We start from the raw sequence: 22,872 nt of genomic DNA, 5'->3' as shown, positions 1-22,872 counted from the left end.
CGGGGAAAGCACACAGTTAGTCCCCAACCTCTTGGGTAAACCGGGGGTAGCCGTGCTGCGCCGCGTGGCCTTCGTGGTGTAGAGCGCGTGGGCGGTGCCCGCCGGGGCGGGGGTAAAGGCCAGCGTGCTAGAATAAGCTCCCTGTATATACGCCCCACGCAGTGGGCACGCGATGGGTACTCAATAAAGGAGTGGCAATGGAATTTAAGGTCGGAGAGGTCGTCGTCTACCCCCACCACGGCGCTGCCAAGATTGCGGCGATCGAAACCCGCGAGATGGGTGGCGAGACCCTCGAGTACCTCGTGTTGCAGATCAACCAGTCCGATCTGGTGGTGCGCGTGCCGTCCAAGAACGTCGAGATGGTCGGCGTGCGCGACGTCGTGGGCAAGGAGGGCCTGGAGAAAGTCTTCTCCGTGTTGCGCGAGGTGGACGTCGAAGAGGCCGGCAACTGGTCCCGCCGCTACAAGGCCAACCAGGAGCGCTTGGCCTCCGGTGACATCAACAAGGTCGCTGAGGTCGTCCGTGACCTGTGGCGCCGCGACCAAGACCGCGGCCTGTCCGCCGGTGAGAAGCGCATGCTGGCCAAGGCGCGCCAGATTCTCGTTGGTGAGCTCTCCCTGGCCACCCCGGTGGATGAGAAGAAGGCGGACACCATGATGGAGGAGATTGACGCCACCATCGAGCGCCACCGCGCCGCCGGCCTGGTGGAGGACAAGTCCATCACCACCGACATTGACAATGACATCGATCTTGATGACCTCTCCTTCGACGACGAAGACTAAACCCCGCGTCATCGCACTCGTTGCCGCGGCGGGGCAGGGCACGCGCCTGGGGGCGGACGTGCCCAAGGCCTACGTCGAGCTGCGCGGGAGCACCCTGCTGGAGCGGTCCGTGCAGGCGATGGTGACCTCCGGCATGGTCGATGAGGTGATAGTGCTGGTCAGCCCGGCGATGGAACACTTCGCCGAGCGCATTCTCGGGCGCGTTGACGCCGACATCCCGCTTCGCCTCGTGCACGGCGGCGGCGAGCGCGCGGACTCCGTGTGGGCCGGGCTGCAAGCAATTCCGGAGGAAGACGCCGTGGTGCTGATCCACGATGCCGCCCGGGCGCTGACTCCGCCGGGGATGGTCGCACGCGTCGCCAAGCGTGTGCTCGACGGTGCCACCGCTGTCGTCCCCGTCTTGCCCGTGGCGGACACCATCAAGGAGGTGGAGGGCCGCGCCGTGGTGTCCACGCCGGACCGCTCCCGCCTGCGCGCCGTGCAGACCCCGCAGGGCTTCTCTTTGGCCGCGCTGCGCCGCGCTAACCTGGACTATTGGGAACAGAACCCCGATTTCACCGCCACGGACGATGCCAGCCTGATGGAATGGCATGGCGAGCGCGTGGAGACGGTGCAGGGTGATACCTTTGCGTTTAAAATCACCACGCCCATCGACCTCGTCCTGGCTCAGGCCGTGACGGATGAGGCCGAGCCGACCATCTTCGAGGTACCCAGTGACTAACCCCATCATCCCCCGCGTTGGCATCGCTACCGACGCCCACCAGATCGAGCCCGGCAAGGAGTGTTCAATCGCCGGCCTCCTCTTCGACGGCGTGGATGGCTGCGAGGGCCACTCCGACGGGGACGTGGTGGCGCACGCGCTTGTCGACGCTTTACTGTCCGCCTCCCACCTCGGCGACCTCGGGTCCTTCGTGGGCGTGGGCCGCCCCGAATACGATGGCGTGTCCGGTGCACAGCTGCTGCGCGAGTGCCGGGAGCTGCTGGAGCAGAACGGCTTCACCATCGGCAACGCCGCCGCGCAGCTCGTCGGGCAGTCCCCGAAGATGGGCCCGCGCCGCGAGGAAGCAGAGGCCGTCCTGACGGAGATCCTTGGTGCGCCGGTATCCGTCTCCGCCACCACCACGGATCACCTGGGGTTCACCGGCCGCAAAGAGGGCCGCGCCGCCGTGGCCACCGCCGTGGTCTGGCAGGCCCCCAACTCCTGACGTAAAGTCAAGGGAAAGGAGGCTGCCATGGCATTGACAATGCGAATTATGAATACCGAAGCTTTGCGGGCTCGGTATGGGGAACTCCTGCATGCCTTAGAAGTAGCCATTGGGGCGAACCTTAGTTCTGAAGATCTGCGTATGCTCGCAGAATCCGGCCGTTTTTCCACGGAAGAGCGCGACCTTTATGACGAACTCCGTCGCGTAGAGCTGATGCTTGAACGCTAAATGGCGGTGCACATGGGGGGACTAGGGGAACATCTGACAGCGGAATTTTTCAACTGGGTGCATGCTGTGCATGTGAAGGTTTTGCCCCTCAATGAAGTTGCCGACATCCGCGTGTGGACAGATCTCAATCCAGACGATGGCACTGGATTGTTGGAAATGCACGCACCGTTGGTCTATGGGGTAGGAAGCCAGGCTAGCGATCAGGTTTCCTATAGCGACCTTTTCGAATCCGTTGTTCGTTTTCACACGTCCCTGTCGTCTGATGAATCATCTCTCAGTGTAAATTCGAGCTGCGTGTAGGAACTGCTCCAGGCGTCCGTTTCGAATATGAGCGAGAGAATCGCACTGCTCCGACAGCCCACATTCACCACTCAGGGGTGGCCGGACTGTTGAGTCCCGCACTTATGAAGAACTTTTCTGGGGTGAAAAACCCTCGAAAGAAGGGCCGAATTGAGGACATACATTTTCCTATTGGCGGCCGTCGGTTCCGGGTATCCCTGGAGGATTATTTTTTCTTTCTTTTTATGGAGTGTGGCTTTCGTTCACGTCCCGGTTGGAAAAGCTTTCTTGCGCAGAGCCGAGAAAAGTGGCTGGATGATCAGTTACGTGGCGCGGTAGCCGATAATCAAGAGGTCGCTGCGCAAGTATTACGAGAAATGGGGTACACCGTCGAAAGGAAAGGCACGGCACTTAGTACTGACGCGCGGGGACATCGGCCGTGGTGAATTCCCACCGGAGGGTCAATTAGACTAGGCCGGGTGAGTACTTTGCGCATTTTTGATACCGCCACCCGCACCCAACGCGACTTTGAGCCGGTCCGCCCCGGCCACGCCTCGATTTACCTGTGTGGCGCCACCCCGCAATCCCAGCCGCACATCGGCCACCTGCGCTCCGGTGTGGCCTTTGACATCCTGCGCCGCTGGCTGCTGGCGCAGGGCTATGACGTGGCATTGGTGCGCAACGTGACCGATATCGATGACAAGATCCTCACCAAGGCCGCGGAGAACAACCGCCCCTGGTGGGAGTGGGTCTCGACCTACGAGCGCGAATTCACCAAGGCCTACAACACCTTGGGCGTGCTGCCGCCGTCCGTGGAGCCGCGCGCCACGGGCTTTGTCACGCAGATGGTGGAGTACATGCAGCGGCTTATCGACGCCGGCTTTGCCTACCCCGTGCCCGGCGGCCCGGCGGGGGAGGACGCCGGTTCCGTCTACTTCGACGTCGCCGCCTGGAACGCCGCGGAGGGCTCCGACTACGGCGCGCTATCCGGCAACCGCGTCGAGGATATGGAACAGGGCGAGTCGGACAACGCCGGCAAGCGCAGCCCGCAGGACTTCGCCCTGTGGAAGGCCGCGAAGCCGGGCGAGCCGTCCTGGCCCACCCCGTGGGGTCGTGGCCGCCCGGGCTGGCACCTGGAGTGCTCCGCCATGTCCACCTACTACCTGGGCGGCGAGTTCGATATCCACTGCGGTGGCTTGGACCTGCAGTTCCCGCACCACGAGAACGAGATTGCCCAGTCCCACGCGGCGGGGGATAAGTTTGCCAACTACTGGATGCACAACCACTGGGTGACCATGTCCGGTGAGAAGATGTCGAAGTCCCTGGGCAACGTGCTCTCCATCGCCAACATGCTGGAGATTGTCCGCCCGGTGGAGCTGCGCTACTATCTGGGCTCCGCGCACTACCGCTCCGTGCTGGAGTACTCCGAGGAAGCGCTTAAGGAGGCCGCGGTGGGCTACCGCCGCATCGAGGACTTCGTGGGCAAGTTCGAGGGCGTCGAGAAGGGCGAGTGGACCCAGGGCTTCGAGGACGCGATGAACGATGACATCGCGGTGCCGAAGGCGCTGGCGGAAATCCACACCACCGTGCGCGCCGGCAACAAGGCGCTGGCGGAAGGCCGCCGGGACGACGCCGAGCGCCTCGCCGGCGCCGTGCGCGCCATGGCCGCGGTGCTTGGCTTTGATCCGATGGATGAACAGTGGAAAGATGGTGGCGATACACGCGGCGCCGACACGGCGCTGGACATCCTGGTCCAGGCTGAGCTCGAGCGCCGCACCACCGCCCGCGCAGAGAAGGACTGGGCCACTGCGGACGCCGTGCGCGACCGCCTGGCCGCTGCGGGTATTACCATCACCGACACTGCCGACGGGCCCACCTGGTCCCTGGCGGACTAACGTCTGCGGCATCCGCCGAGGACAACATAAGGAGTAAGAACAATGGCACGCACCCACGGCCGCGGCGGCGCGGGAATCCGCAAGAGCAACAAGAAGGGCGCCACCAAGGGCTCCGGCGGTCAGAAGCGCAAGGGCCTGGTAGGCAAGGGGCCGACGCCGAAGGCGGAGGACCGCGTCTACCACGCTAAGCACAAGGCGAAGTTGGAGCGCGAGCGCCGCAACTCCGGCCGCCACCAGAAGGAGACCGCGGAGATGGTGGTGGGCCGCAACCCCGTCATCGAGTGCCTCCACGCCAAGGTGCCGGCCACCTCCCTCTACATCGTGCAGGGCACGCGCAACGACGCCCGCCTCTCCGAGGCCGTGGCCATGTGCAACACCCGCAACATCCCGATCCTGGAGGTGCAGCGCCACGAGATGGACCGCATGACCGGTAACGGCATGCACCAGGGCATCGGCCTGCAGATTCCGCCGTACAAGTACGCCGACGTGCACGACCTCATGGACCGCGCCCGCGACGCGCAAGAGCCGGGCATGTTCGTCATCCTGGACAACATCACCGACCCCCGAAACCTCGGTGCGGTCATCCGCTCCGTCGCCGCATTCGGCGGCCACGGCGTCATCATCCCGGAGCGCCGCTCCGCGTCCGTCACGGCGGTGGCCTGGCGTACTTCCGCGGGCACCGCGGCCCGCCTACCGGTGGCGCGGGTGACCAACGTGACTCGCACCGTGCAGGAATTTAAGAAGGCCGGCTACCAGGTGGTGGGCCTCGACGCCGGCGGCGAGCACACCCTCGACACATACAACGGCGGCACTGACCCGGTGGTCATCGTCATCGGCTCGGAGGGCAAGGGCATCTCCCGCCTTGTGCGCGAGAACTGCGATGCCATCATGTCCATCCCCATGACCGCCTGGGTGGAGTCCCTCAACGCCTCCGTGGCGGCGGGCGCTGTGCTCTCGGAGTTTGCCCGCCAGCGCCGCGCGGCCCAGCAGTAGGCTCACGCTTTCGCCGCCATGTTCCTCACGAGTGTGCGTCCCGCCCCGGAGCTTATTGGGGAGGGACTGCCCGGCGTGCCGGAACACATGCGCCGCCTGGGCGTGCTCATCGCAGCGCTGCCCGGCGGCGCCTTGCGTTTGCCTACGCCCGTGACCGTCGTCGTGGGGGATAACGGCGCCGGAAAATCCACGCTGCTCGAGGCCATCGCCGTGGGGCTTGGGGTCAATCCCGAGGGCGGCTCGCGCCACGCCCGGTTTGCCACCGGCGACGAGGACTATCCCGAGTGGCTCATCTGCTCGCGGGCGCACAACCCGCGCGACGTGTACTTCTTGCGCGGCGAGACCTTCCTCAACTTGAGCGAGTATCACCACCAGATCCACAGCCCGGAGAATCCCGATCCGCTCAGTGACCTGCCGTTTCTCAGCCACGGCCAGGGTCTGCTCGCCCTCGTCGAGAGACGCTTCCATTCTGACGGAATGATCATTCTCGACGAGCCGGAAGACGGCTTGTCCTATCCCCGGCAGGTCGAGGTTGTCACGCAGCTCGAGCGCCTCGCCGCCCGGGGCGCGCAGGTCATCCTCGCGACGCACTCGCCAGTCTTCCTCAGCATGCAAGGCGCGACCGTCTACACGTTCGGCGACAAGGGGATTGCGCCCGTCGCTCCCGAAGCGACGGAAGCTGTCCACGCCGCGCGCGAGTTCCTTGCCGATCCATTGGGGACCGCCGCGTTTCTTATTGGGGAGGGCGAATGAGAGACTTCTATGTCGACGCCTATGCCGCGCTGGACGGCGGCCACGGACCTGAGTGGGTGTCCTCCGTTCCTGGTTTCGTGGCGCTGCGACGCCAAGGACTGGACCTGCGTGCGCCGGTGACCGTGCTGACCGGGGACAACGGGGTGGGAAAGTCGACGCTCGCCGAGGGCATTGCCTTCGAGTACGGCTTTCCTGAGCGCGGTGGGATATGGGGTGTGCAGCGCTCCGCCGGTCCCATCAATCCCCTCCGGAGGTGGGCGAGCCTGCGGCTAGGTACCGCACCCAAGGACGGCTACTTCCTGCGCGCGGAGGCGCACTACAACGTTGGTTCGACCGCGATGTCGCATGGCGAGTCCGTCATGGACGTCGTGCAGCGTTCCTTTGATGGGCGCGGGCTCTACATCCTCGACGAGCCGGAATCTGGGCTTTCGCTCGTGCGGCAGATGACGCTCATGGCGGAAATCCATCGCGCCGCGGAGGCGGGTGCGCAGTTCATCGTGGTGACGCACTCGCCGATTGTGGCAGCCATCCCCGGTGCGCGGATTGTTGAAATTACAGAAGATGGGTTCTTCCTTGAGCTGCGCGACGTGACACAGACGCTGGCGTTTCAGTCGTTGCGTGAGTTTCTCTACACCTCCGGATGCTAGATTCAGGGCCGAGAAAGCTGGATGGCGATCTTTACTTCTTGGTTGCTGGCCAGTACTTCACATCTTGAACATTCAGATTGCGTGCGTGTGCCGAATAACCTCATTGGCAGTTGTCAGTACAGTCTTTCCATCCATCGAAAAATTCGGTCGAGGCACATATTCCCCTGCTTCAGAAGTCGTGGTGAGAGTTCCTTGCGTCTTAACCGCATCAGCCATTTCAGCTGCATTCCTCATTTTCAGACCGTGCACACTATGAAGCACGTCCGACGAAGATACAATGCTCTCGGCTGCTCCATCACCAAATAGAGTTATAGTTGTTGGGTCATCTCGATTCATAATTTTCGAGTAAGCATCTGTGGAAACAACAAGAATATTTTTTAGCTCTGCCTGCGAGGGCAAGAAGCCTTGAGCTACGGCGACTGAGTAAGCCCATCCACTACAAACAGCATTAATATCTAGCGCTGGAGCATGCCGCTGGATACCTAGGCGCCGTGCGATTAACGACGCGGTCGCGGGGATTGTTTGGGTTGCAGTGCTCGTAGAGCACACAACTCCATCAATATCATCAATCGTTAGCCCCGCGTCTTCAATTGTAGATAGTGCAGCTTCGTCCCCAGATTCATCGAGGTGAGTCAAATCTGCACAATTGTATTGGTTTTCTATTCCAGTTTTGCGCTTTATCCAGTCATTATCCTTTCCGGTCCACGAGTCTATAATTTCGTTGCCAATTGACTGATCCGGATAAGAATACCCTTTCCTGATATGTAAATAGTCTTATTTGAAATGGTGACGCATTCCTTTCGGTTGAGAGTTTTCACCTTGCACAGATTCAGCTGCGGGTAACTTGAAGAATCTTCGCCAGCAAACCGTGACATCGAGAGTGCATACATGCACAGACGTGTGCAACATCACGCTGGGACGTAATAATTCTCTAGATAACAAAGGGTCGAAAGTGTGATTAGTCAGTACGCGAGAAAAGAAAACCTACGCGATGGAACGCGACCTCTACGCGATCGTCAACGACATTGCCGACCACTACAACAAGGTTCACTGAATGATGAACTGAAGGATCTTTTATCCCTTGTAGGCCTTTCATTGCACCACAGTGTTTCCTGCGAGCATGCTTCGCTCGGTATGAAACAGCATCTAGGAATCGCTAAAGCACTGGTCGGTAATCCACAATTATTGCTTCTCGACGCTCACCTACGAACGGCCTCGACCCGAGGTTGGGGCTGAGTGGAGTGAGACACGATGGGGCGCACGTGCAGTCTAGAGCCCGAAGAATTCCTCCACGAGCTCGGCAGCGATGAAGGAATCCGTGTTTTTACCCAGGCGTGGGTCCAGCTCGTTGCCCGACGGGATGACGTGGCCCATGCCCTCGACGCTCACGAGCTCGACCGGCGCGCCGGTGGCGTCTGCCGGCTCCCAGCGGTCGACAACGGTGTCGGGGAAAAGGTGGGTGCGCTCTGGCCCGGCGGCATGGTTGAGATCCGCCAGGCGCGCCGCGGTCCACGGCGCGGAGGTCACCTCGCCGCGAGTTCGCGTGGCGTCTAGCCCGGCCACCCCGCCCTCGTAAGGCGCTAGCGGATCGTCCGTGCCGTGCATGAGCAGCACCGGCGTAGGAAGGTATGCCGAATCCGGGTTGCTCGGCGCGTGGTTGGCCCCCGCACCCAGGGTGGAGGCGAAAACGCAGGCGGAGTGGAGGAGCCCGGGGGCGTCGAAAAGCAGGCGCAGCACCATCTGTCCACCGTTGGAGTAGCCGCACGCGCTGGTGCGCTCAATGCCGTAGCGCTCCCGCGCGAGCTCGACGAGGGCGTGGGCAAAGGAGACATCATCAATGCCCAGCTCCCTGGCCTTCACCGGCAGGGTACCGCGCGCGTCGTTGAAGTGGCGGTCCACGCCTTCCGGGTAGATGATGACGCGGCCGGTGCGGCGAGCCATCTCATCAAACGTATTCGCCGTAAACCGCCGCATCACGCTGCCGGACTGCAACGAGCCGTGGAAGAAGAGCAGCAGCTCCCCAGTGGGGGTTTCCGGCTCTACGGTGACAAAGGTGCGGGTGCGGCCATCAAGTTCCAGGGATTCCTTCACAGCCCGTCAGTTTAGTCAGGGTGCGCGCAGTTTTCGTCGTGTGTGCTGGTGTGGTGCTCCTCCGCGGGGGTCTTGTGCTCGCGGTGGAAGCGTGCGGCCGCGATGTCATCGCGCACCGCGGTGCGCCCGCGCAGCCAGCCGATGAGACGGCAGACCAGGTAGATGACGAACGAAATGGTGGTAACGAACACCGAGACCGGCAGGCCCGGGGCCAAGGAGAGGACGAAGCCGCCGACGGCCGCGACCTCCGCAAAGACCGTGGACCACACCACCGCCCGCAGCGGAGAGGAGGTAATCTGCACCGCGGCCGCGCCCGGCGTGATGAGCAGCGCCATGACGAGCAGCGAGCCGACGATCTGCACCGACTGCGCGGCCGTGAGCCCCACCAGGATGGCAAAGCCCACCGAGAGGAACTTGACCGGCACGCCGGCAGCCTGCGCCATGACCGGGTCGGCCGAGGCGAAGAGCAGCGGGCGCCAGAAAATTGCTACCACGGCGACGACGATGATCATGGTGGCCGCCAGCAGCCACACGGAGGCAGAAGATACGCCCACGATTTGGCCGGTCAGCAGCGTCATCGCCGTGTTGGCGTTGCCGGGGTAGAGGTGCAGGAACAGCACGGATAGGCCTAGACCGAAGCTCATGACCACGCCGATGGCGCTATCCTGCTGGCCCTTGAGGCCCAGCACCGCCAGGATGATGGCCGCCACGATGGCCCCGGCGATGGCGCCGAAGCCGAGGTTGAGGCCGAACAGCAGTGCCGCGGCCGCACCCATGAGAGCCAGCTCCGAGGTGGCGTGCACGGAAAACGACATCTGGCGCAGCACGATAAGAGAGGTCATCACGCCGGACAGGATGCCCAGCAGGGCGCAGGCAATCAGGGAGGATTGCACGAAATCGACGCCCAGCAGGTACTGGGTGTCTTCGAAGAACTTAGACAACGATGAGCCTTCCATCGACGTTGATAACGGTGACGTCTGAGCCGTAGAGCTCTGAAAGTACCTCGGAGCGCATGACGTCCTCCACCGCGCCAAACGTGTGGCCGTTCGGGGCGATGTAGAGCACCTTGTCCACCACGCCCAGCACTGGGTTGATGCCGTGGGTGACGAAGATAATGGAGGTGCCGCGCTCACTCCGCCACGTGTCGAGCTTGGCCACGGTGGCCTGTTGGCGCGCCGGGTCGAGGGAGAGCAGCGGCTCGTCGGCGAGGATGACCTCGGGGTCGTTCGCCAGAGCCTGGGCCTGGCGGATGAGCTGCTGCTGGCCACCGGAGAGCTGGCCCACGCGGCGGTTGGCAATGCCGGTGGCGCCCACCTCTGCGAGGAGCTCGTCGACACGCCCGCGGCCCACGCGGCGGTGGCGGACGGCGCCGTGTGCCAGCGACAGGGAAACCAGATCGCGGGCGCGCAGCGGCAGGTCCTGGGGGAACATGCGCTGTTGGGGGATAAAGCCGACGCGGCAGTTGACGTCAACGCTTCCGGCGGTGAGCTGGCGGGTGCCCAGGATGGTACCGAGGAGCGTGGATTTACCCACGCCGTTGGGCCCCAAAACGGCGATGAACTCGCCGCGGTCAACGGCGAGGTTCATCTGGGACCACAGCGGTTCAACTGCGGCATTGTTAAAGGATAGAAGCACTACTGGGCAGCCTCGAGTGCGGAGACGGCCTCGTCGTAGTAGTCAAGGAAGTTGGTGTTCTCCGGCGGGGTTTCACCAATCTCGACCACCGGGATGTTCTGCTCCTTCGCGGCGTCCCGGATGCGGGTGGCCATGTCGGTCTCCGTCTGCGGGTTGAAGACGAGCAGGTCGATCTTGCCGGACTTGATGTCCTCCAGGAAGGCCGCGAGGTCGGCCGCGGTGGGCTCGCCCTCGGAGACGGTCGCCTTGCGGTAGCCCTCCGGGGTGGCGTCGGTGCTGTCGGTGTACTTGAAGATGTAGTCCGCGATCGGCTCGGTCTGGGCGTAGTTGCGCTGGGGCAGCTTCTCGACGCGCTGCTTGATCTCCTCCACGCGCTTGACCAGCGGGTCCGCGGAGGCCTTGGCGTCCGGGTTGGTCTCGTTGACCATGTCGGCGACGTCAGAGGCTACCTTTTCGATAGCCGCGGCGTCGTACCAGACGTGCTCGTTGCCGTCGATGTTGGTGATCTGGGAAGGATCGCCCTGGGCAATCTTCTTGGCCTCATCCATGGTCACGGTCTCTTCGTCGCCGTGCTCGTGGCCTTCTTCATGGCCCTCGTCGTGGGAGTGTCCGTGGCCCTCGTCGTGGGAGTGGCCGTGGTCGTGGTGGTGCTCCGTCAGCGGCAGGGCGTGGATGATCTCGTCCTGGTTCTCCACGGCCTGGTAGAGCCACGCGTCGTAGCCGCCGCCACCGGCGATGATGACGTCGGCCTCGTTCGCCTTTGCAATGTCCGCGGCGGTGGGCTCGAAGTGGTGCGGGTCGACGCCGTTGCCGGTGACGATGGCCTCGACATCAATGTTGACGTCGGTCTGGGCGGTGTCCACCACGGCCTCGGCCACATCAGCCCAGATGGAGGTGGAGGCGACGACGTGGATGGTGTCTTTGTCGGAGCTGCCGTCAGAGCCGTCGGCGCTGCTGCCGTCGGAGCTGCAGGCGGTGAGAGTTGCGGCGCCGAGGGTGGCGGCGAAGACAGCGGCGGTGGGGCGCAGGAGTGCCCGGCGTGAGAAAGATGTGGTCATGCGAAATATCCTAACCAGTAATGAAAAAGGTTGCCAAATGGTAATGAGTTGAAAACGGGTAGGGTTACCGGCATGTCGAAACGCAGCACGACGCTGGCCTCCCTCGCCGCCGAACTGGGGGTCTCTCGCACCACGGTGTCCAACGCCTATAACCGCCCGGACCAGCTCGCCCCCGCCACCCGCGAGCGCATCCTTGCCGCAGCCGCTGCCCGTGGATACGCCGGCCCCGATCCCACAGCGCGGAGCCTGCGTACTCGCCGCCAAGGCTCGGTGGGGGTGCTGCTCACCGAGCACCTGTCCTATGCCTTCGAGGACATGGCCTCGGTGGACTTTTTGGCGGGGATGGCGGAGGCTTCGGCAGGCGCGAGCACCACCCTGACGCTCATTCCCGCCGGCCCCGACACGGTGGGTGCGCCGGACGACGCCCACGCGGCCCAGCTTGTCAGCTCCGCCGCCGTCGATGGCTTTGTGGTCTACTCCGTGGCGGCGGGTGACGCGTACCTGGAGGCCGTGCAGCGCCGCGGCCTGCCCGTCGTGGTGTGCGACCAGCCCACGGATTCGGGTCTGCCCTTCGTGGGCATCGACGATCACTCCGCGATTGCCCCCGCGGCGCAGGCGCTTATCGACTCCGCCCATGCCCGCATCGGCATCCTGTCCATCCGCCTGCACCGCGAGCGGCACGACGGCGAGGTCTCACCCGCGCAGTTGGCTGCCGCGGACATGCACGTGCAGCGCGCTCGCGTCCAAGGTGCCCTCGAGGTGCTGTGCGCGGCGGGGATCGAGGGCGTTCCCGTGGTCACCCGCCACATCAATGACTCCCGTACCGCCTACGCTGCCGCCGAAGAGCTGCTCACCGCGCACCCGGATCTCACGGCGGTGCTGTGCACGACGGACTCGATGGCCCTCGGCGTCCTGGCCTACGCCCGTGATCACGGCATCAGCGTCCCCGAGCAGCTGTCCGTGACCGGATTCGACGGCATCGCCCCCGCACTCGCGGTGGGCTTAAGCACCGTGGTGCAGCCGAACAAGGCGAAGGGCGCGGCCGCCGGCCACATGCTGGCAGACCTCATCGACCGCGACGCGGCCCGCGGCGGGCGTACTACACAACTGGCCGAGCCGCCGCATAAGTTGCTGCGCACGTCCTTTCATTCCGGGCGCACGGTGGCACGCCCGCGGGGCGAGCGGCTTCTGCCCGGTCGCGGCTAGGCGTGGGCCGCGCGGGCACGGGCCAGCTGCTCCAGGAAGTCCGACACCGCGTGGACGTCGGGCACGCGCAGCTGCGCGTGGGTCTCGCCTTCGCCCACCTTGACGCCGACATCCGGCGGCTGGTTGAGTACGGCGAAGCCGTCCTCGTCGGTGGTGTCATCCCCCAAGAAGACCACCGCCGTGGCGCCTACCCGGGCACGCAGCCCCTCAATCCACGTGCCCTTAGTAGCGCGGGTGGCGGAAAACTCCACCACGCACTTGCCGGTGGTCTTGGGGAAGCCATCGGCGCTGAGCGCCACGCCCTCCGCGTAGGCGGCCGCCGCCGCGTCGGGGTCCTGCAGCTCCAGCGCGCGCAGGTGCAGCACCCGCTGGAAAGGCTTGACCTCCAGCTCCGCGCCGGGGTGGCGGGCGATGATCTCCTGGATCTCCGCCTCCTTCTTGGCCAGGTGGGCCTCCATCTCCGGGGTTAGGGCGGAGCTCTCCCACGAGGACTCCGCGCCGTGCGAGCCGCCAAATAAGATGGGTTCGCGCAGCGGGAAGACCTGCTTGAGACCGTCGAGGTGGCGCCCAGAGAGCACCGCCACCGTGGTGTTCGGAAGCTGGGAGAGCGCAGCCAGGGCGTCCACGGAGCGCTGCTCGGGGCGCACGGAGTAGGCGTCGCGGGCGAAGGCAGCCAGCGTGCCGTCTAAATCAGAGACAACCGCCAGGTGCTCGGCGGAGGCGAGGGAGTCAATCATGATTCCCAGGCTACAGCGTGGCCAGGCGGATAATGGGGGAGTCCACGGCGTCGGTGCGCAGCGTGAGAATCAGCTGGTTGTTCTCGTTGACCTCAAAGGAGAAGTCGTTGCCCGTCGCAATGAGATTGCGCAGGAGAAAATCCACCCGCTGGGGCGACCCGGTGCACTCCGGCCCACCGGCCGCGTCCTCGTAGGTTACGTCCTCCACGTGCATGGAGTCGGCGTCCCAGATGGTGGAGTCCTTCTCGCCCTGGCGGAAGGAGACATCGGCAGTAAAGGGCACGCAGCCGGTGGAGCCGACCATCGTGTGTTCCCCAAAGCTCAGGTGCGGCACCTGAGTGGTGTCCTTCGCAATCGCCGACGGCGCATCCGGCGTCGTGTACAGGTTGACTACCTGCCACTGCTTGCCCACCACGGTGTCGTCGCCAGGTGCGGTTGGCTCCGCGTCGTCCGCGCCGCATCCGGAAAGCGCGCCCGCGCACAGGGCAGCGGCCGCGAGGCGGCCGAGAAAGCGCTTCATGCCTGCTCCTCCTGGGAATCGAGCGCGCCCAGGAAGGAACGTGACCACAGCGCGATGTCGTGCTCGCGGACCTGGGAATTCATAGCCGCCATGCGCTCGCGCATGGTGTCCGGGGACTCATCCAGGCCCTTGATGGCGGACAGCAGCGCTCGCTTGATCGACTCGATGTCGAACGGGTTGCACAGGTTGGCGTGTGTCAGCTCCGCCGCCGCGCCCGCGAACTCGGAGAGAACGAGCGCGCCGGAGCCATCGCCGTGGCTGGCCACGTACTCCTTGGCCACCAGGTTCATGCCGTCCTTAAACGGGGTGACCAGCATGATGTCCGCGAGGCGGTAATAGCGCCGGAGCACCTCCTTGGGCACGGAACGGTGCTGGTAGTGCACCACGGGAGCGCCCAAGCGGCCGAAGCGCCCGTTGATGCGGCCCACGGCCTCCTCCACCTTCGAGCGGGTGGCGCGGTAGTGGTCGATGCGCTCGCGCGACGGCGTGGCCAGCTGCACCAGCGTGACCTCGGCCGGGTCCAGGGCACCGGTATCGAGCAGCTCCTCGAACGCGATGAGGCGCTGCAGGATGCCCTTGGTGTAGTCCAGGCGGTCCACGCCCAGAATGATGTGCTTGGGGTTCCCCAGCTCGGCGCGCAGCTTCTCGACGTCCCCCTTATCCCCCTCACCAAAGTCATCCGCGGCGATGGAGATGGGGAAGGCAGCCACGCCGACGCGGTGGCCGCTGGAGGTCACGATGTGCGCGGTGACCTCCCGCGTGCTGACCTCGCCCTCGACGCGCAGGCCCTGGGTGCGCGCCAGCTCGAGGAAGTTGCGGGCATTGGACTCGAGGTGGAAGCCGATCAGGTTGGCGTCGAGAAGCCCCCGCACCAACTCCTCGCGCCACGGCAGCTGGCGGAACAGATCCGGGGAGGGGAAGGGGATGTGCAGGAAGAACCCGATGGTCAGATCCGGGCGCAGCTGGCGCAGGATGCCTGGCACGAGCTGGAGCTGGTAGTCCTGCACCCACACCGTAGCGTTCTCGGCGGCAACAGCCGCGACCTCGTTGGCGAACCGGAGGTTGACCTCGCGGTAGGTGTCCCACCAGTCGCGGTTATAGACGGGCGTGACGATGAGATCGTGGTAGAGCGGCCACAGCGTGGCGTTAGAAAAGCCCTCGTAGAAGGCCTCGAAGTCCTCCTGGGTGAGGCGGACGGGGTGGAGCAGCACGCCGTTGTCGGTGGTGAAAGGCTCCGGGGCAGCATCGGCCACGCCAGGCCAGCCCACCCAACAGCCCTGGTGCTCCTCCAGAACCGGGGAGAGCGCAGTGACCAGCCCGCCCGGGGAGGCCTTCCACTCCCGAGTGCCGTCCGGGTGGGTCTCCAGATCCACCGGCAGGCGGTTGGCCACGACGACGAAGCTGTTGGTGCGGCCCGACATGCCTAGTCCTTCTTGGTCGACTTCTTAGCGGCCTTTTTGGTGGACTTCTTGGTCGATTTCTTCGTCGACTTCTTGGACGCCTTCTTCGTAGCCTTCTTGGTCGACTTCTTAGACGCCTTCTTCGTGGACTTCTTCGATGCCTTCTTGGTGGACTTCTTCTTCGGGGCGGCATCCGCCTGCTCCGCCAGCACCTTGCGGTGTACCAAGCCCTCCGGCTCCACGCCCAGCATCGACATAAGCGTTACGCCATCGAGGAAATCCTCCGCATAGGTGGCAACGACGCGGCGCGCGGCGCGGGCGGTCTCTTCCTCAACGGCGTGGGTCTGATCAGCTGCGGGCTGAGTATCGGTGACCTTGGGTGGCACGGAGTCCTCCTGGAATGACGTGTGAAAGCTTTCAGACCGGACATTCTACGCTATTGCTGCTCCGGAGGGGTGGTGGGGGCGGGCTTGCCTGGGACCGTATAGGTGGGGCGCTGTGCTGAAGCTTGATTTGGTGACTGCGCTGGTTGCTGGGCCGGGAATTGAGTGGTGACCGGCCACATGTCCGTGATGGGTTCCGTGACGGCGTCGCCCTGCTGGAAGCGTGCCTGCTGGGCCGGGGTCGGCGGCTTGGGGCCGTACTCCGGCGGCGGGGCCGGCAGGTTGTGGCGCGGGGCGAAGGGCGACATGGGTACGCGCGGAATGCGGGCGCGCTGCGCCAGGCGGGTCGCCCGGGAGAAGGAGAAGGTGCCCAGGCGCTTGAAGGCGGTGTAGGGGCGGAAGTACTGCGGGCGGCGCAGGCGGCGCGCCACGCGCTCACCAAAGACCACGCCAGCCGCCAGCGCGCCGGAGATTGCCAGGGCGCTGGCCAGGTTGGTCAGGCCGGTAACAATCTGCTCGTTGAGCATGGCGTACATGCCGCGGTACAGCGTCAGGCCCGGCAGCATCGGGGTATAGCCCACAATCATGGTGATAAGCGGCGGCATCATGTAGCGGCGGGAGAGCAAACCGCCGGCCAGGCCCACCGCCACGGCGGAGATGCCGGAGGCGACCACTGGGCCGACGCCGAAGGGCACGATCACGAAGTAGTAGAAGACCATACCGGCAGCAGCGGTGAGCCCGGAGATGGTGACCTCAGACCACCGCGCGCCGAGGGCCAGCGCAAAGCCTGCAGAACCGATACCGCCGCACACCACGAGCAGTGGGATCTTGTGATAGACCGGCGGGGCCAGCGTGGCCAGCGGTGGCAGGCTAAAACCCAGCCACCCCGCCACCTGAATGCCCAGGCCCACGCCGGCGATGATGGCGCCGGTGGCCATGATGGCCTCGAAGAACTTGGCGGAGGACGTAACGGGGGCGCGGGTAATGCCGTCGACGAGACACTGCACCAAGGTAAGGCCCGCTACCAGCACGATGATGCCCGAACCGATGATCTGGGAGGGAAGCATCTGGATGCCGAATTGCGCAAACACGTTGTAGAGGATGGCGGCTGGCACCACGGCGAGGAAGCCACCCACAATGTTCTGATAGAAGGGCGGCAGGCGGTAGTTAGCCAGGAACATGTTTGTTCCCATGCTCAGCATGGTGATCAGGAAGGTCACCACGCCGACCAACAGGTCGCCGCCGAGCATGACAGCGATGAAGCCGCCCATCGCTCCCCACGCAGTAATGATGGTGGGTTTGGAGTAGGGGTTCTGCATGGCGTCGATGTCATCAAGGATCTTCTCCGCCATCGCCGGCGGGGTGGCGCCGGAGTGGATGGAGTGGATGAGGCGATCCACGGCCGAGAGCTTGGTGAAGTCCACCGCGATACCCGGGGCGACGCGGAAGACGTGCAGGTTGCGGCGGTGGGGGCCGGTGCCCATCGACGTGTGAATCGTGATGGTGTTCATCAAGATCGACACATGGCAGTAGTGCAGACCGTAGGAGGAGGCCACCAGGTGGATCTGCGCCTGGGCGTCCGTGTTGGCCGTGCCCGCCGCGATGAGAATTTCGCCCACGCGCGCCGCGATCTCCATAACGCCTGTCACCTGTGCGGGGTCGGTGAGGTCGACCGGGGCGAGCGGGGAAGGAGGCGGCGCGGCCTTGGCGGCGTCAATGGTGGCTACGCGCGACGAGCGGCTCTTAAGGCGCTGGCGCAACGAGGAGAGTACAGACACGAAAAAGAAAGACCTCTACAAGTTCTGGGCTAGGTAAACCAGCACTTTAGTAACTGCCGTCAATTTATGCACCTGCCAGTGACTATCCCCCTCCACAGGCGCGGGAGACCGTAAGCTTTTGCGCTGCGCACGGGGCGTAATGTGCCCCGGCTTTCTCTGCTTGGGGGTGGCTCGGGTACCATTCCGGTAGCGGATCATCCGCGGTGCTGGAGTGGCGCAATTGGTAGCGCAACGCACTTGTAATGCGTAGGTTGCGAGTTCAAGTCTCGTCTCCAGCTCAAATTATGTGTTGAGGTGTCCCAGGGCGACGTCGATAAGCGCCCGGCGCCTCCCCTTAGGCAGGGGCCTTTCGGTGAGGTGGTCGTAGACCCACAGGCCGTTGCCAATCACCGCCGCGAGCAGCACGGACTCATCCTCCGTGTCGGGGCTGGGAAGCCAGCGACTATCGACGTCCCGCCACACCGCCTGGAAGTCCGCGTGCGACTGGGCGTGGATGGTCATGAGCAGCTCAATGAGCGGATCGTGCTTGCCCATCGACGTAATCGCCGCCCGGTAGCGCTCGCGCTCCGTGAGCTCGTCTGCAGTCTTGCCGCCGGACAGCTCCACTAGCTCCGCCTCCCAGCGCTGCGCGCACAGCCGGTGACAGTCCACGAGCAGGTCGTGCCGGGTAGGGAAGTGATAGATCAGCCCGGACTTACTCATGCCCGTGGCAGCCGCCAGGGAGTCATAGGTCAACGCGTGGACGCCGTCTTGCTCGATGATGCCCAGTGCTGCGTCGAGAACATTTTCCTTCTTGCTAGTGCGCGGCATTGGCACCTCCCGAGGTGGGGTTGGTGCGGAAGCACCAGGCGGTGAGCGCGGCGAAGACCAGCATCGCCACGGCCAGCCCGGCCGCGGTGGTCAGGTACGCCTCCGTGTAGGCGCCGGCAGCAGTCTCCCGCAGTGCAGGGTCGTGCAGCGCGTCCAGACCAACCTGCCGCACCTCCTCTGAGGCGTTGGAGGTGAAGAGGAGGGGGACCACAGAGCCCGTCACGGCGATGGAGAGCAGCGTGCCAAACTCATACGAGACCTCTTCCACGCCCGCGGCCATGCCCGAGCGCGAAGCCGGCGCCGCGCCAATGATGGCGGTGGAGGAGACCGACATGACCAGCCCAGCCCCGAGACCGGTGGCAAAGAGGCAAGCAAGATAGACCGCGAAGTGCTCGTGGTGTCCTGCCCACACTGCACCGGATACGCCGGCAGCCATGAGGACGAATCCACCCGAGATGATCGGCAGGAACCCCCAACGGTGGAGGTTCGCTCCGCCCAGGGCGGACATGGGAAGTGCCGCCAGCGCGATCACGGAAATGATAAGACCTGCTTCGAGCGGCGAATGCGCGTCCACCAATTGCAGCTTCTGCGTGGTGGTCATCTCCAACCCGGAGAGGCCAAACATGGCGCCGCCCGCCGCGATGACGCCGCCGGTGAAGATGGGGGAGCGGAAGACATCGAAGGTGAGCAGCGGATCGCTGAGCTTAGACTGGCGGCGGGTAAACAGAGTGGCGCCGAGGAGGAAGACGGCGAGCGCTCCGCCGATGAGCGTGAGGTGCGGGTGGGAGCTGGCCGCGGTCTTGATGACCAGCACCAGTGCCGCCAGGGTGATGAGCGCGTACAGGGAGGACAGGAAATCCCAGTGCTTGTCCGGGTTCGCCACGTTGGGCGGGGCGAGGAAAGGCGTGAGCACGAGCGCGAGGAGGACAATGGGCACGTTGACGAGGAAGACAGAGCCCCACCAGAAGTGCTGGAGGAGGAAGCCGCCCACGGTGGGCCCGGCCGCCGCGCCGACGACGGCAATGGAGCCCCAGATGCCAATCGCGGTGTTGCGCTCAATCTCGTCCTCAAAAGTCAGCCGGATAAGGGCCAGGGTGGCCGGCATCATGATGGAGGCACCGATGCCCAGGAATGCGCGGGCGGCCACCAGCTCCCACGCGCCGGGTGCGAGGGCGGCGGTCAATGAGGCCAGGCCGAAAATCCACAGGCCGATGACGAACATGCGGCGGTGCCCGATGCGGTCCCCGAGCGTGCCGGTGCCCAGGAGCAGGCCGGCGATCATGAGGGCGTAGGCGTTGATGATCCACAGCTGCTGCAGCGAGCTGGCATGCAGCTGCTCCGAGAGTGTGGGCAGGGCCGTGTAGAGGATGGAGTTATCCAGGCCAATCATGAGCAGGCCGAGCGACACGACGCCGAAGAAGGACCAGCGGCGCAGGGCAGAGGAGCGCAGTGCCTCGGCGGAGGTGCGGGTGCGGGCGGACCTGTGGGCTGACGGGGGCAGGGTGGTGTGCGGCGTTCCTGACTCTGACATGCCGGAAACTATAGCGAACGGTCGTTACAGTTTCAACGCCAGAACGCGCGGTTTGTTGTTAAGGTCACAAAGATTTTCTAACGTGAGAAATGAGCGTTAAGGTGGCGAAATGCCCTTGTGGAGGGGAACACTGGAGAGTGTTCAAGAAATAGAGTTAGAAATCGAGGTTAGGTAAACATGGCAGGTAACTACGCTGAACAGTTTGTCGACACTCTGGTGGCCCAGGGTGTCGAGCGCATTTACGGACTCGTGGGTGACTCCCTCAACCCGATCGTGGACGCGGTTCGCCGCTCCTCCATCGAGTGGGTTCACGTCCGCAACGAGGAGGCTGCCGCCTTCGCCGCTGAGGCGGACTCCCTGACCACCGGCAAGCTCGCCGTCTGTGCTGCCTCCTGCGGCCCGGGCAACACCCACCTCATCGAGGGTCTGTACGACGCCCACCGCAACGGCGCCAAGGTGCTGGCCATTGCTAGCCACATCCCGTCCCGCCAGATTGGTTCCAAGTTCTTCCAGGAGACCCACCCAGAGGCTATCTTCCAGGAGTGCTCCGGCTACTGCGAGATGGTCAACTCCGCAGAGCAGGGCGGCGTTGTCCTGCACCACGCCATCCAGTCCACCATGGCGGGCAACGGTGTGTCCGTCCTGGTTATCCCCGGTGACGTCTCCATGCAGGAGGCAGAGGATGACACCTTCACCTCCTCCGTCATCTCCTCCGGCTCCCCGGTCGTCTTCCCGGACCCGGCCGAGGCCGCAGCCCTGACCCAGGCCATCAACGAGGCCAAGACCGTTGCGCTCTTCGTGGGCGCCGGCGTGAAGAACGCCCGCAAGCAGGTCCTGGCTCTGGCGGAGAAGATCAAGGCCCCGATCGGTCACGCCCTCGGCGGCAAGATGTACATCCAGTACGACAACCCCTTCGATGTCGGCATGTCCGGCCTGCTCGGCTACGGCGCTGCCCACGAGGCCACCCACGAGGCTGACCTGCTCATCATGCTGGGCACCGACTTCCCGTACAACGACTTCCTGCCGGATGCCAACGTGGCGCAGGTCGACATCGACGGCTCCCACATCGGCCGCCGCACCCGCATCAAGTACCCGGTGACCGGTGACGTTGCCGCCACCATTGAGAACATCCTCCCGCACGTCGACGAGAAGAAGGATCGCTCCTTCCTGGACAAGATGCTCAAGAAGCACTACGACAAGCTGGAGCACGTCGTGGAGGCCTACACCTCCAACGTGGACAAGCACACCCCGATCCACCCGGAGTACGTGGCCGACCTCATTGACCAGAACGCCGATGAGGACGCCATCTTCACCGTGGATACCGGTATGTGCAACGTGTGGGGCGCGCGCTACATCACCGCCAACGGCAAGCGCGAGCAGATCGGTTCCTTCCGCCACGGCACCATGGCCAACGCCCTGCCGATGGCCATCGGCGCCCAGGCTGCGAACCCGGGCCGCCAGGTCATCACCTTCTCCGGCGATGGCGGCCTGTCCATGCTCATGGGTGAGCTGCTTACCGTGAAGCTGCACAACCTGCCGGTGAAGATGTTCGTGTTCAACAACTCCTCCCTCGGCATGGTCAAGCTGGAGATGCTGGTCCAGGGCCTGCCGGAGCACGAGACCGACCACGAGCACGTCAACTTTGCCAAGATTGCAGAAGGCGCTGGCATCAAGCACTTCCGCATCGAGGATCCGAAGGACGCACCGCGCCAGATCAAGCAGGCGCTGGCGTACAACGGGCCGGCGCTGATCGACGTCGTGACGGACCCCAACGCCCTCTCCCTGCCGCCGACGCTGACCTTCGAGCAGCTCATGGGCTTCTCCAAGGCTGCCACCCGTACCGTCTTTGACGGTGGCGTGGGCCAGATGCTCACCATGGCAAAGTCCAACCTGCGCAACATTCCGCGTCCGCAGGACTTCTAAGCGGCCCTTTACGCATTCGGTCGATAACCCCCGCCTTGCCCCTTAGCGCACGTGTTGCCGTGGGCGGGCGGGGGTTTGTCATGCTTAAAAGCTCTCGCCTTGCACCTGCCGCGACGACAACTTCTAAGCTGCGTGTCATGAGCACGGACGACAACGAGTACAGCATCGGCGAGGCGGCCGCCCTCCTCAAAGTCACCACTCGCACATTGCGGCACTGGGACGGTATCGGGCTGTTGAGCCCCCAGTGGCGCACGGTGGGGGACCACCGCCTCTATACGGAGGATGACCTGCAGCGCGGCATGGACATTGTGATCTATCGAAGCGTTGGGATCGAGCTGAAGGACATCGCTGAGCTGTTGCAGGCGCCCGCCGCATCCGCCGTGGATCGCCTCCGCGCTCAGCAAGCAGCTCTGCAGAAGCGGCGTGCCGACGTCGACGAGATGCTGCAGGCAGTGAACCGACTAATCAAGGAGACCGAGATGGACAAGAACCTCACCGCGAGCCAGAAGGTAGAGAAGCTGGGGCAGCAGTGGCCGCAGCTGCGCGAGGAAGCCTGTCAGAAGTGGGGAAACAGTGCGGAGTGGGCCGCTAGCGCCGCCACCGCGGAGAACATGGGAACGGCGGAGTGGGACGAGGCGGCCGTAAACCACGAGAACTTCGCCCGCGAGCTCGAGGGCGCCGCCGAAGCTGGAGTGGAAGAGGGTAGTGAGAGGGCGCGGGAGATCGTCGATAAGCACTTGGCGTTTATCGCGCAGTGGTACCCCGCCACCCGCTCCAAGCAGGTCATCCTGGCCCGCATGTACTGCGAGGACCCGCGCTTCGATGAGGCCTACCGCGGTCATGCTGCCTACCTGCGCCGGCTGATTGAGGCCCAAGCGAAGGCGGAGGGGATGGACCTTAGCGCAGTGGCGTGGGAGTAGCACCCCCGCTGACGTCGTCCTCCGGAGTTCACAGCACACGTACAGATTCCGCTCAGTAGGCTGGGAAGGCGCAGTGCCATACTTTTCTTTCTGAGTGA

24 protein-coding genes and 1 tRNA gene are annotated in these 22,872 nt (G+C 64.4%); 13 read left to right on the top strand and 12 right to left on the bottom strand.

Annotated features, from left to right (window positions below; genetic code table 11):
- The first annotated feature begins 197 nt into the window (after positions 1-197).
- The 8 genes from ACLI1P_RS11260 (at position 198) to ACLI1P_RS11225 (ending at position 6,782) form a co-directional block, all read left to right on the top strand.
- Positions 198-782 carry a CarD family transcriptional regulator gene (locus tag ACLI1P_RS11260; RefSeq protein WP_411708893.1) on the top strand — a complete coding sequence of 195 codons (585 nt, stop codon included), beginning with the start codon at positions 198-200 and terminating at the stop codon, positions 780-782.
- A complete protein-coding gene (ispD, locus tag ACLI1P_RS11255) occupies positions 754-1,503 on the top strand; it encodes a 2-C-methyl-D-erythritol 4-phosphate cytidylyltransferase (protein WP_411709722.1) in 750 nt (249 codons plus the stop codon). The genes ACLI1P_RS11260 and ispD overlap by 29 nt, the downstream gene beginning before the upstream one ends.
- Positions 1,496-1,987, top strand: a complete 492-nt coding sequence (ispF, locus tag ACLI1P_RS11250) for a 2-C-methyl-D-erythritol 2,4-cyclodiphosphate synthase (RefSeq protein ID WP_411708892.1) — start codon at positions 1,496-1,498, stop codon at positions 1,985-1,987. Before ispD ends, ispF begins: the two co-directional genes overlap by 8 nt.
- Positions 1,988-2,014: 27 nt before the next feature.
- A complete protein-coding gene (locus ACLI1P_RS11245; RefSeq protein WP_411708891.1) occupies positions 2,015-2,215 on the top strand; it encodes a hypothetical protein in 201 nt (66 codons plus the stop codon).
- A gap of 758 nt (positions 2,216-2,973) precedes the next feature.
- Positions 2,974-4,389, top strand: a complete 1,416-nt coding sequence (gene cysS, locus ACLI1P_RS11240) for a cysteine--tRNA ligase (RefSeq protein WP_411708890.1) — start codon at positions 2,974-2,976, stop codon at positions 4,387-4,389.
- A 42-nt stretch (positions 4,390-4,431) separates the two neighbouring features.
- On the top strand, positions 4,432-5,382 hold the full coding sequence (gene rlmB, locus ACLI1P_RS11235; protein ID WP_411708889.1) for a 23S rRNA (guanosine(2251)-2'-O)-methyltransferase RlmB: 951 nt from the start codon (positions 4,432-4,434) through the stop codon (positions 5,380-5,382).
- A gap of 18 nt (positions 5,383-5,400) precedes the next feature.
- On the top strand, positions 5,401-6,135 hold the full coding sequence (locus ACLI1P_RS11230; RefSeq protein ID WP_296132146.1) for an AAA family ATPase: 735 nt from the start codon (positions 5,401-5,403) through the stop codon (positions 6,133-6,135).
- Positions 6,132-6,782, top strand: a complete 651-nt coding sequence (locus tag ACLI1P_RS11225; protein WP_296132144.1) for an AAA family ATPase — start codon at positions 6,132-6,134, stop codon at positions 6,780-6,782. The genes ACLI1P_RS11230 and ACLI1P_RS11225 overlap by 4 nt, the downstream gene beginning before the upstream one ends.
- Positions 6,783-6,854: 72 nt before the next feature.
- On the opposite strand, the gene ACLI1P_RS11220 is transcribed toward ACLI1P_RS11225, so the two are convergent.
- Complete coding sequence (locus ACLI1P_RS11220) at positions 6,855-7,418, bottom strand: 3-oxoacyl-ACP synthase III family protein (protein WP_411708888.1); 564 nt, start codon at positions 7,416-7,418, stop codon at positions 6,855-6,857.
- Between the two features lie 318 nt (positions 7,419-7,736).
- Between ACLI1P_RS11220 and ACLI1P_RS11215 the strand changes: the two genes are divergently transcribed.
- Positions 7,737-8,018: an ATP-binding cassette domain-containing protein gene (locus ACLI1P_RS11215; protein ID WP_296132139.1), complete on the top strand. Its 282-nt coding sequence runs from the start codon at positions 7,737-7,739 to the stop codon at positions 8,016-8,018.
- Positions 8,019-8,051: 33 nt separating this feature from the next.
- Here the strand turns inward: ACLI1P_RS11215 and ACLI1P_RS11210 are convergent, their stop codons facing one another.
- From ACLI1P_RS11210 to ACLI1P_RS11195, 4 genes are read right to left on the bottom strand one after another with little or no spacing between them, the layout of a single operon-like run.
- The gene (locus ACLI1P_RS11210) at positions 8,052-8,873 is read right to left on the bottom strand and encodes an alpha/beta hydrolase family esterase (RefSeq protein WP_411708887.1); all 822 of its coding nucleotides are present in this window, start codon (positions 8,871-8,873) and stop codon (positions 8,052-8,054) included.
- An 11-nt stretch (positions 8,874-8,884) separates the two neighbouring features.
- Complete coding sequence (locus ACLI1P_RS11205) at positions 8,885-9,829, bottom strand: metal ABC transporter permease (protein ID WP_411708886.1); 945 nt, start codon at positions 9,827-9,829, stop codon at positions 8,885-8,887.
- Complete coding sequence (locus tag ACLI1P_RS11200; RefSeq protein ID WP_411708885.1) at positions 9,807-10,508, bottom strand: metal ABC transporter ATP-binding protein; 702 nt, start codon at positions 10,506-10,508, stop codon at positions 9,807-9,809. Before ACLI1P_RS11200 ends, ACLI1P_RS11205 begins: the two co-directional genes overlap by 23 nt.
- Positions 10,508-11,566 carry a metal ABC transporter solute-binding protein, Zn/Mn family gene (locus tag ACLI1P_RS11195; protein WP_411708884.1) on the bottom strand — a complete coding sequence of 353 codons (1,059 nt, stop codon included), beginning with the start codon at positions 11,564-11,566 and terminating at the stop codon, positions 10,508-10,510. The genes ACLI1P_RS11200 and ACLI1P_RS11195 overlap by 1 nt, the downstream gene beginning before the upstream one ends.
- Before the next feature lie 72 nt (positions 11,567-11,638).
- On the opposite strand from ACLI1P_RS11195, the gene ACLI1P_RS11190 reads away from it, so the two are divergent.
- Positions 11,639-12,772, top strand: a complete 1,134-nt coding sequence (locus tag ACLI1P_RS11190; RefSeq protein WP_411708883.1) for a LacI family DNA-binding transcriptional regulator — start codon at positions 11,639-11,641, stop codon at positions 12,770-12,772.
- Here ACLI1P_RS11190 and otsB read toward each other — a convergent pair.
- The 5 genes from otsB to thrE are packed head-to-tail and all read right to left on the bottom strand — an operon-like array spanning position 12,769 to position 17,590.
- A complete protein-coding gene (gene otsB, locus ACLI1P_RS11185) occupies positions 12,769-13,509 on the bottom strand; it encodes a trehalose-phosphatase (RefSeq protein ID WP_411708882.1) in 741 nt (246 codons plus the stop codon). The two genes, ACLI1P_RS11190 and otsB, sit on opposite strands and share 4 nt — an antisense overlap.
- A gap of 10 nt (positions 13,510-13,519) precedes the next feature.
- On the bottom strand, positions 13,520-14,029 hold the full coding sequence (locus ACLI1P_RS11180; protein WP_411708881.1) for a hypothetical protein: 510 nt from the start codon (positions 14,027-14,029) through the stop codon (positions 13,520-13,522).
- The gene (locus ACLI1P_RS11175; protein ID WP_411708880.1) at positions 14,026-15,450 is read right to left on the bottom strand and encodes a trehalose-6-phosphate synthase; all 1,425 of its coding nucleotides are present in this window, start codon (positions 15,448-15,450) and stop codon (positions 14,026-14,028) included. The genes ACLI1P_RS11180 and ACLI1P_RS11175 overlap by 4 nt, the downstream gene beginning before the upstream one ends.
- A 2-nt stretch (positions 15,451-15,452) precedes the next feature.
- Complete coding sequence (locus tag ACLI1P_RS11170; RefSeq protein WP_411708879.1) at positions 15,453-15,815, bottom strand: hypothetical protein; 363 nt, start codon at positions 15,813-15,815, stop codon at positions 15,453-15,455.
- Positions 15,816-15,865: 50 nt separating this feature from the next.
- On the bottom strand, positions 15,866-17,590 hold the full coding sequence (thrE, locus tag ACLI1P_RS11165; RefSeq protein WP_411708878.1) for a threonine/serine exporter ThrE: 1,725 nt from the start codon (positions 17,588-17,590) through the stop codon (positions 15,866-15,868).
- A gap of 205 nt (positions 17,591-17,795) precedes the next feature.
- On the opposite strand from thrE, the gene ACLI1P_RS11160 reads away from it, so the two are divergent.
- Positions 17,796-17,868, top strand: a tRNA-Thr gene (locus ACLI1P_RS11160).
- A gap of 4 nt (positions 17,869-17,872) precedes the next feature.
- On the opposite strand, the gene ACLI1P_RS11155 is transcribed toward ACLI1P_RS11160, so the two are convergent.
- On the bottom strand, positions 17,873-18,400 hold the full coding sequence (locus ACLI1P_RS11155; protein ID WP_411708877.1) for a TetR/AcrR family transcriptional regulator: 528 nt from the start codon (positions 18,398-18,400) through the stop codon (positions 17,873-17,875).
- Complete coding sequence (locus ACLI1P_RS11150; RefSeq protein WP_306507102.1) at positions 18,387-19,931, bottom strand: MFS transporter; 1,545 nt, start codon at positions 19,929-19,931, stop codon at positions 18,387-18,389. Before ACLI1P_RS11150 ends, ACLI1P_RS11155 begins: the two co-directional genes overlap by 14 nt.
- Before the next feature lie 177 nt (positions 19,932-20,108).
- On the opposite strand from ACLI1P_RS11150, the gene ACLI1P_RS11145 reads away from it, so the two are divergent.
- Complete coding sequence (locus ACLI1P_RS11145; RefSeq protein WP_306507103.1) at positions 20,109-21,854, top strand: pyruvate dehydrogenase; 1,746 nt, start codon at positions 20,109-20,111, stop codon at positions 21,852-21,854.
- Positions 21,855-21,991: 137 nt separating this feature from the next.
- Positions 21,992-22,774, top strand: coding sequence for a MerR family transcriptional regulator (locus tag ACLI1P_RS11140; protein ID WP_411708876.1), 783 nt, complete (start codon positions 21,992-21,994; stop codon positions 22,772-22,774).
- The last annotated feature ends 98 nt before the right edge of the window (positions 22,775-22,872 follow it).

The organism is Corynebacterium tardum (assembly GCF_046717785.1).
GTDB lineage: Bacteria > Actinomycetota > Actinomycetes > Mycobacteriales > Mycobacteriaceae > Corynebacterium.
The sequence above is the reverse complement of the archived record's forward strand: the minus strand, read 5'-3'. Positions and strand labels throughout refer to the sequence as shown.

What these genes read in the sequence shown, in the direction of transcription:
- ACLI1P_RS11225 (WP_296132144.1), top strand. Translation starts at nt 6,132, where the DNA reads ATGAGAGACTTCTATGTCGACGCCTATGCCGCGCTGGACGGCGGCCAC.
- ACLI1P_RS11140 (WP_411708876.1), top strand. Translation starts at nt 21,992, where the DNA reads ATGAGCACGGACGACAACGAGTACAGCATCGGCGAGGCGGCCGCCCTC.
- ACLI1P_RS11175 (WP_411708880.1), bottom strand. Translation starts at nt 15,450, where the DNA reads ATGTCGGGCCGCACCAACAGCTTCGTCGTCGTGGCCAACCGCCTGCCG.
- ispD (WP_411709722.1), top strand. Translation starts at nt 754, where the DNA reads ATGACCTCTCCTTCGACGACGAAGACTAAACCCCGCGTCATCGCACTC.
- ACLI1P_RS11180 (WP_411708881.1), bottom strand. Translation starts at nt 14,029, where the DNA reads ATGAAGCGCTTTCTCGGCCGCCTCGCGGCCGCTGCCCTGTGCGCGGGC.
- ACLI1P_RS11245 (WP_411708891.1), top strand. Translation starts at nt 2,015, where the DNA reads ATGGCATTGACAATGCGAATTATGAATACCGAAGCTTTGCGGGCTCGG.
- ACLI1P_RS11150 (WP_306507102.1), bottom strand. Translation starts at nt 19,931, where the DNA reads ATGTCAGAGTCAGGAACGCCGCACACCACCCTGCCCCCGTCAGCCCAC.
- ACLI1P_RS11195 (WP_411708884.1), bottom strand. Translation starts at nt 11,566, where the DNA reads ATGACCACATCTTTCTCACGCCGGGCACTCCTGCGCCCCACCGCCGCT.
- ACLI1P_RS11205 (WP_411708886.1), bottom strand. Translation starts at nt 9,829, where the DNA reads ATGGAAGGCTCATCGTTGTCTAAGTTCTTCGAAGACACCCAGTACCTG.
- ACLI1P_RS11155 (WP_411708877.1), bottom strand. Translation starts at nt 18,400, where the DNA reads ATGCCGCGCACTAGCAAGAAGGAAAATGTTCTCGACGCAGCACTGGGC.
- ACLI1P_RS11190 (WP_411708883.1), top strand. Translation starts at nt 11,639, where the DNA reads ATGTCGAAACGCAGCACGACGCTGGCCTCCCTCGCCGCCGAACTGGGG.
- rlmB (WP_411708889.1), top strand. Translation starts at nt 4,432, where the DNA reads ATGGCACGCACCCACGGCCGCGGCGGCGCGGGAATCCGCAAGAGCAAC.
- ACLI1P_RS11145 (WP_306507103.1), top strand. Translation starts at nt 20,109, where the DNA reads ATGGCAGGTAACTACGCTGAACAGTTTGTCGACACTCTGGTGGCCCAG.
- ACLI1P_RS11230 (WP_296132146.1), top strand. Translation starts at nt 5,401, where the DNA reads ATGTTCCTCACGAGTGTGCGTCCCGCCCCGGAGCTTATTGGGGAGGGA.
- otsB (WP_411708882.1), bottom strand. Translation starts at nt 13,509, where the DNA reads ATGATTGACTCCCTCGCCTCCGCCGAGCACCTGGCGGTTGTCTCTGAT.
- ACLI1P_RS11260 (WP_411708893.1), top strand. Translation starts at nt 198, where the DNA reads ATGGAATTTAAGGTCGGAGAGGTCGTCGTCTACCCCCACCACGGCGCT.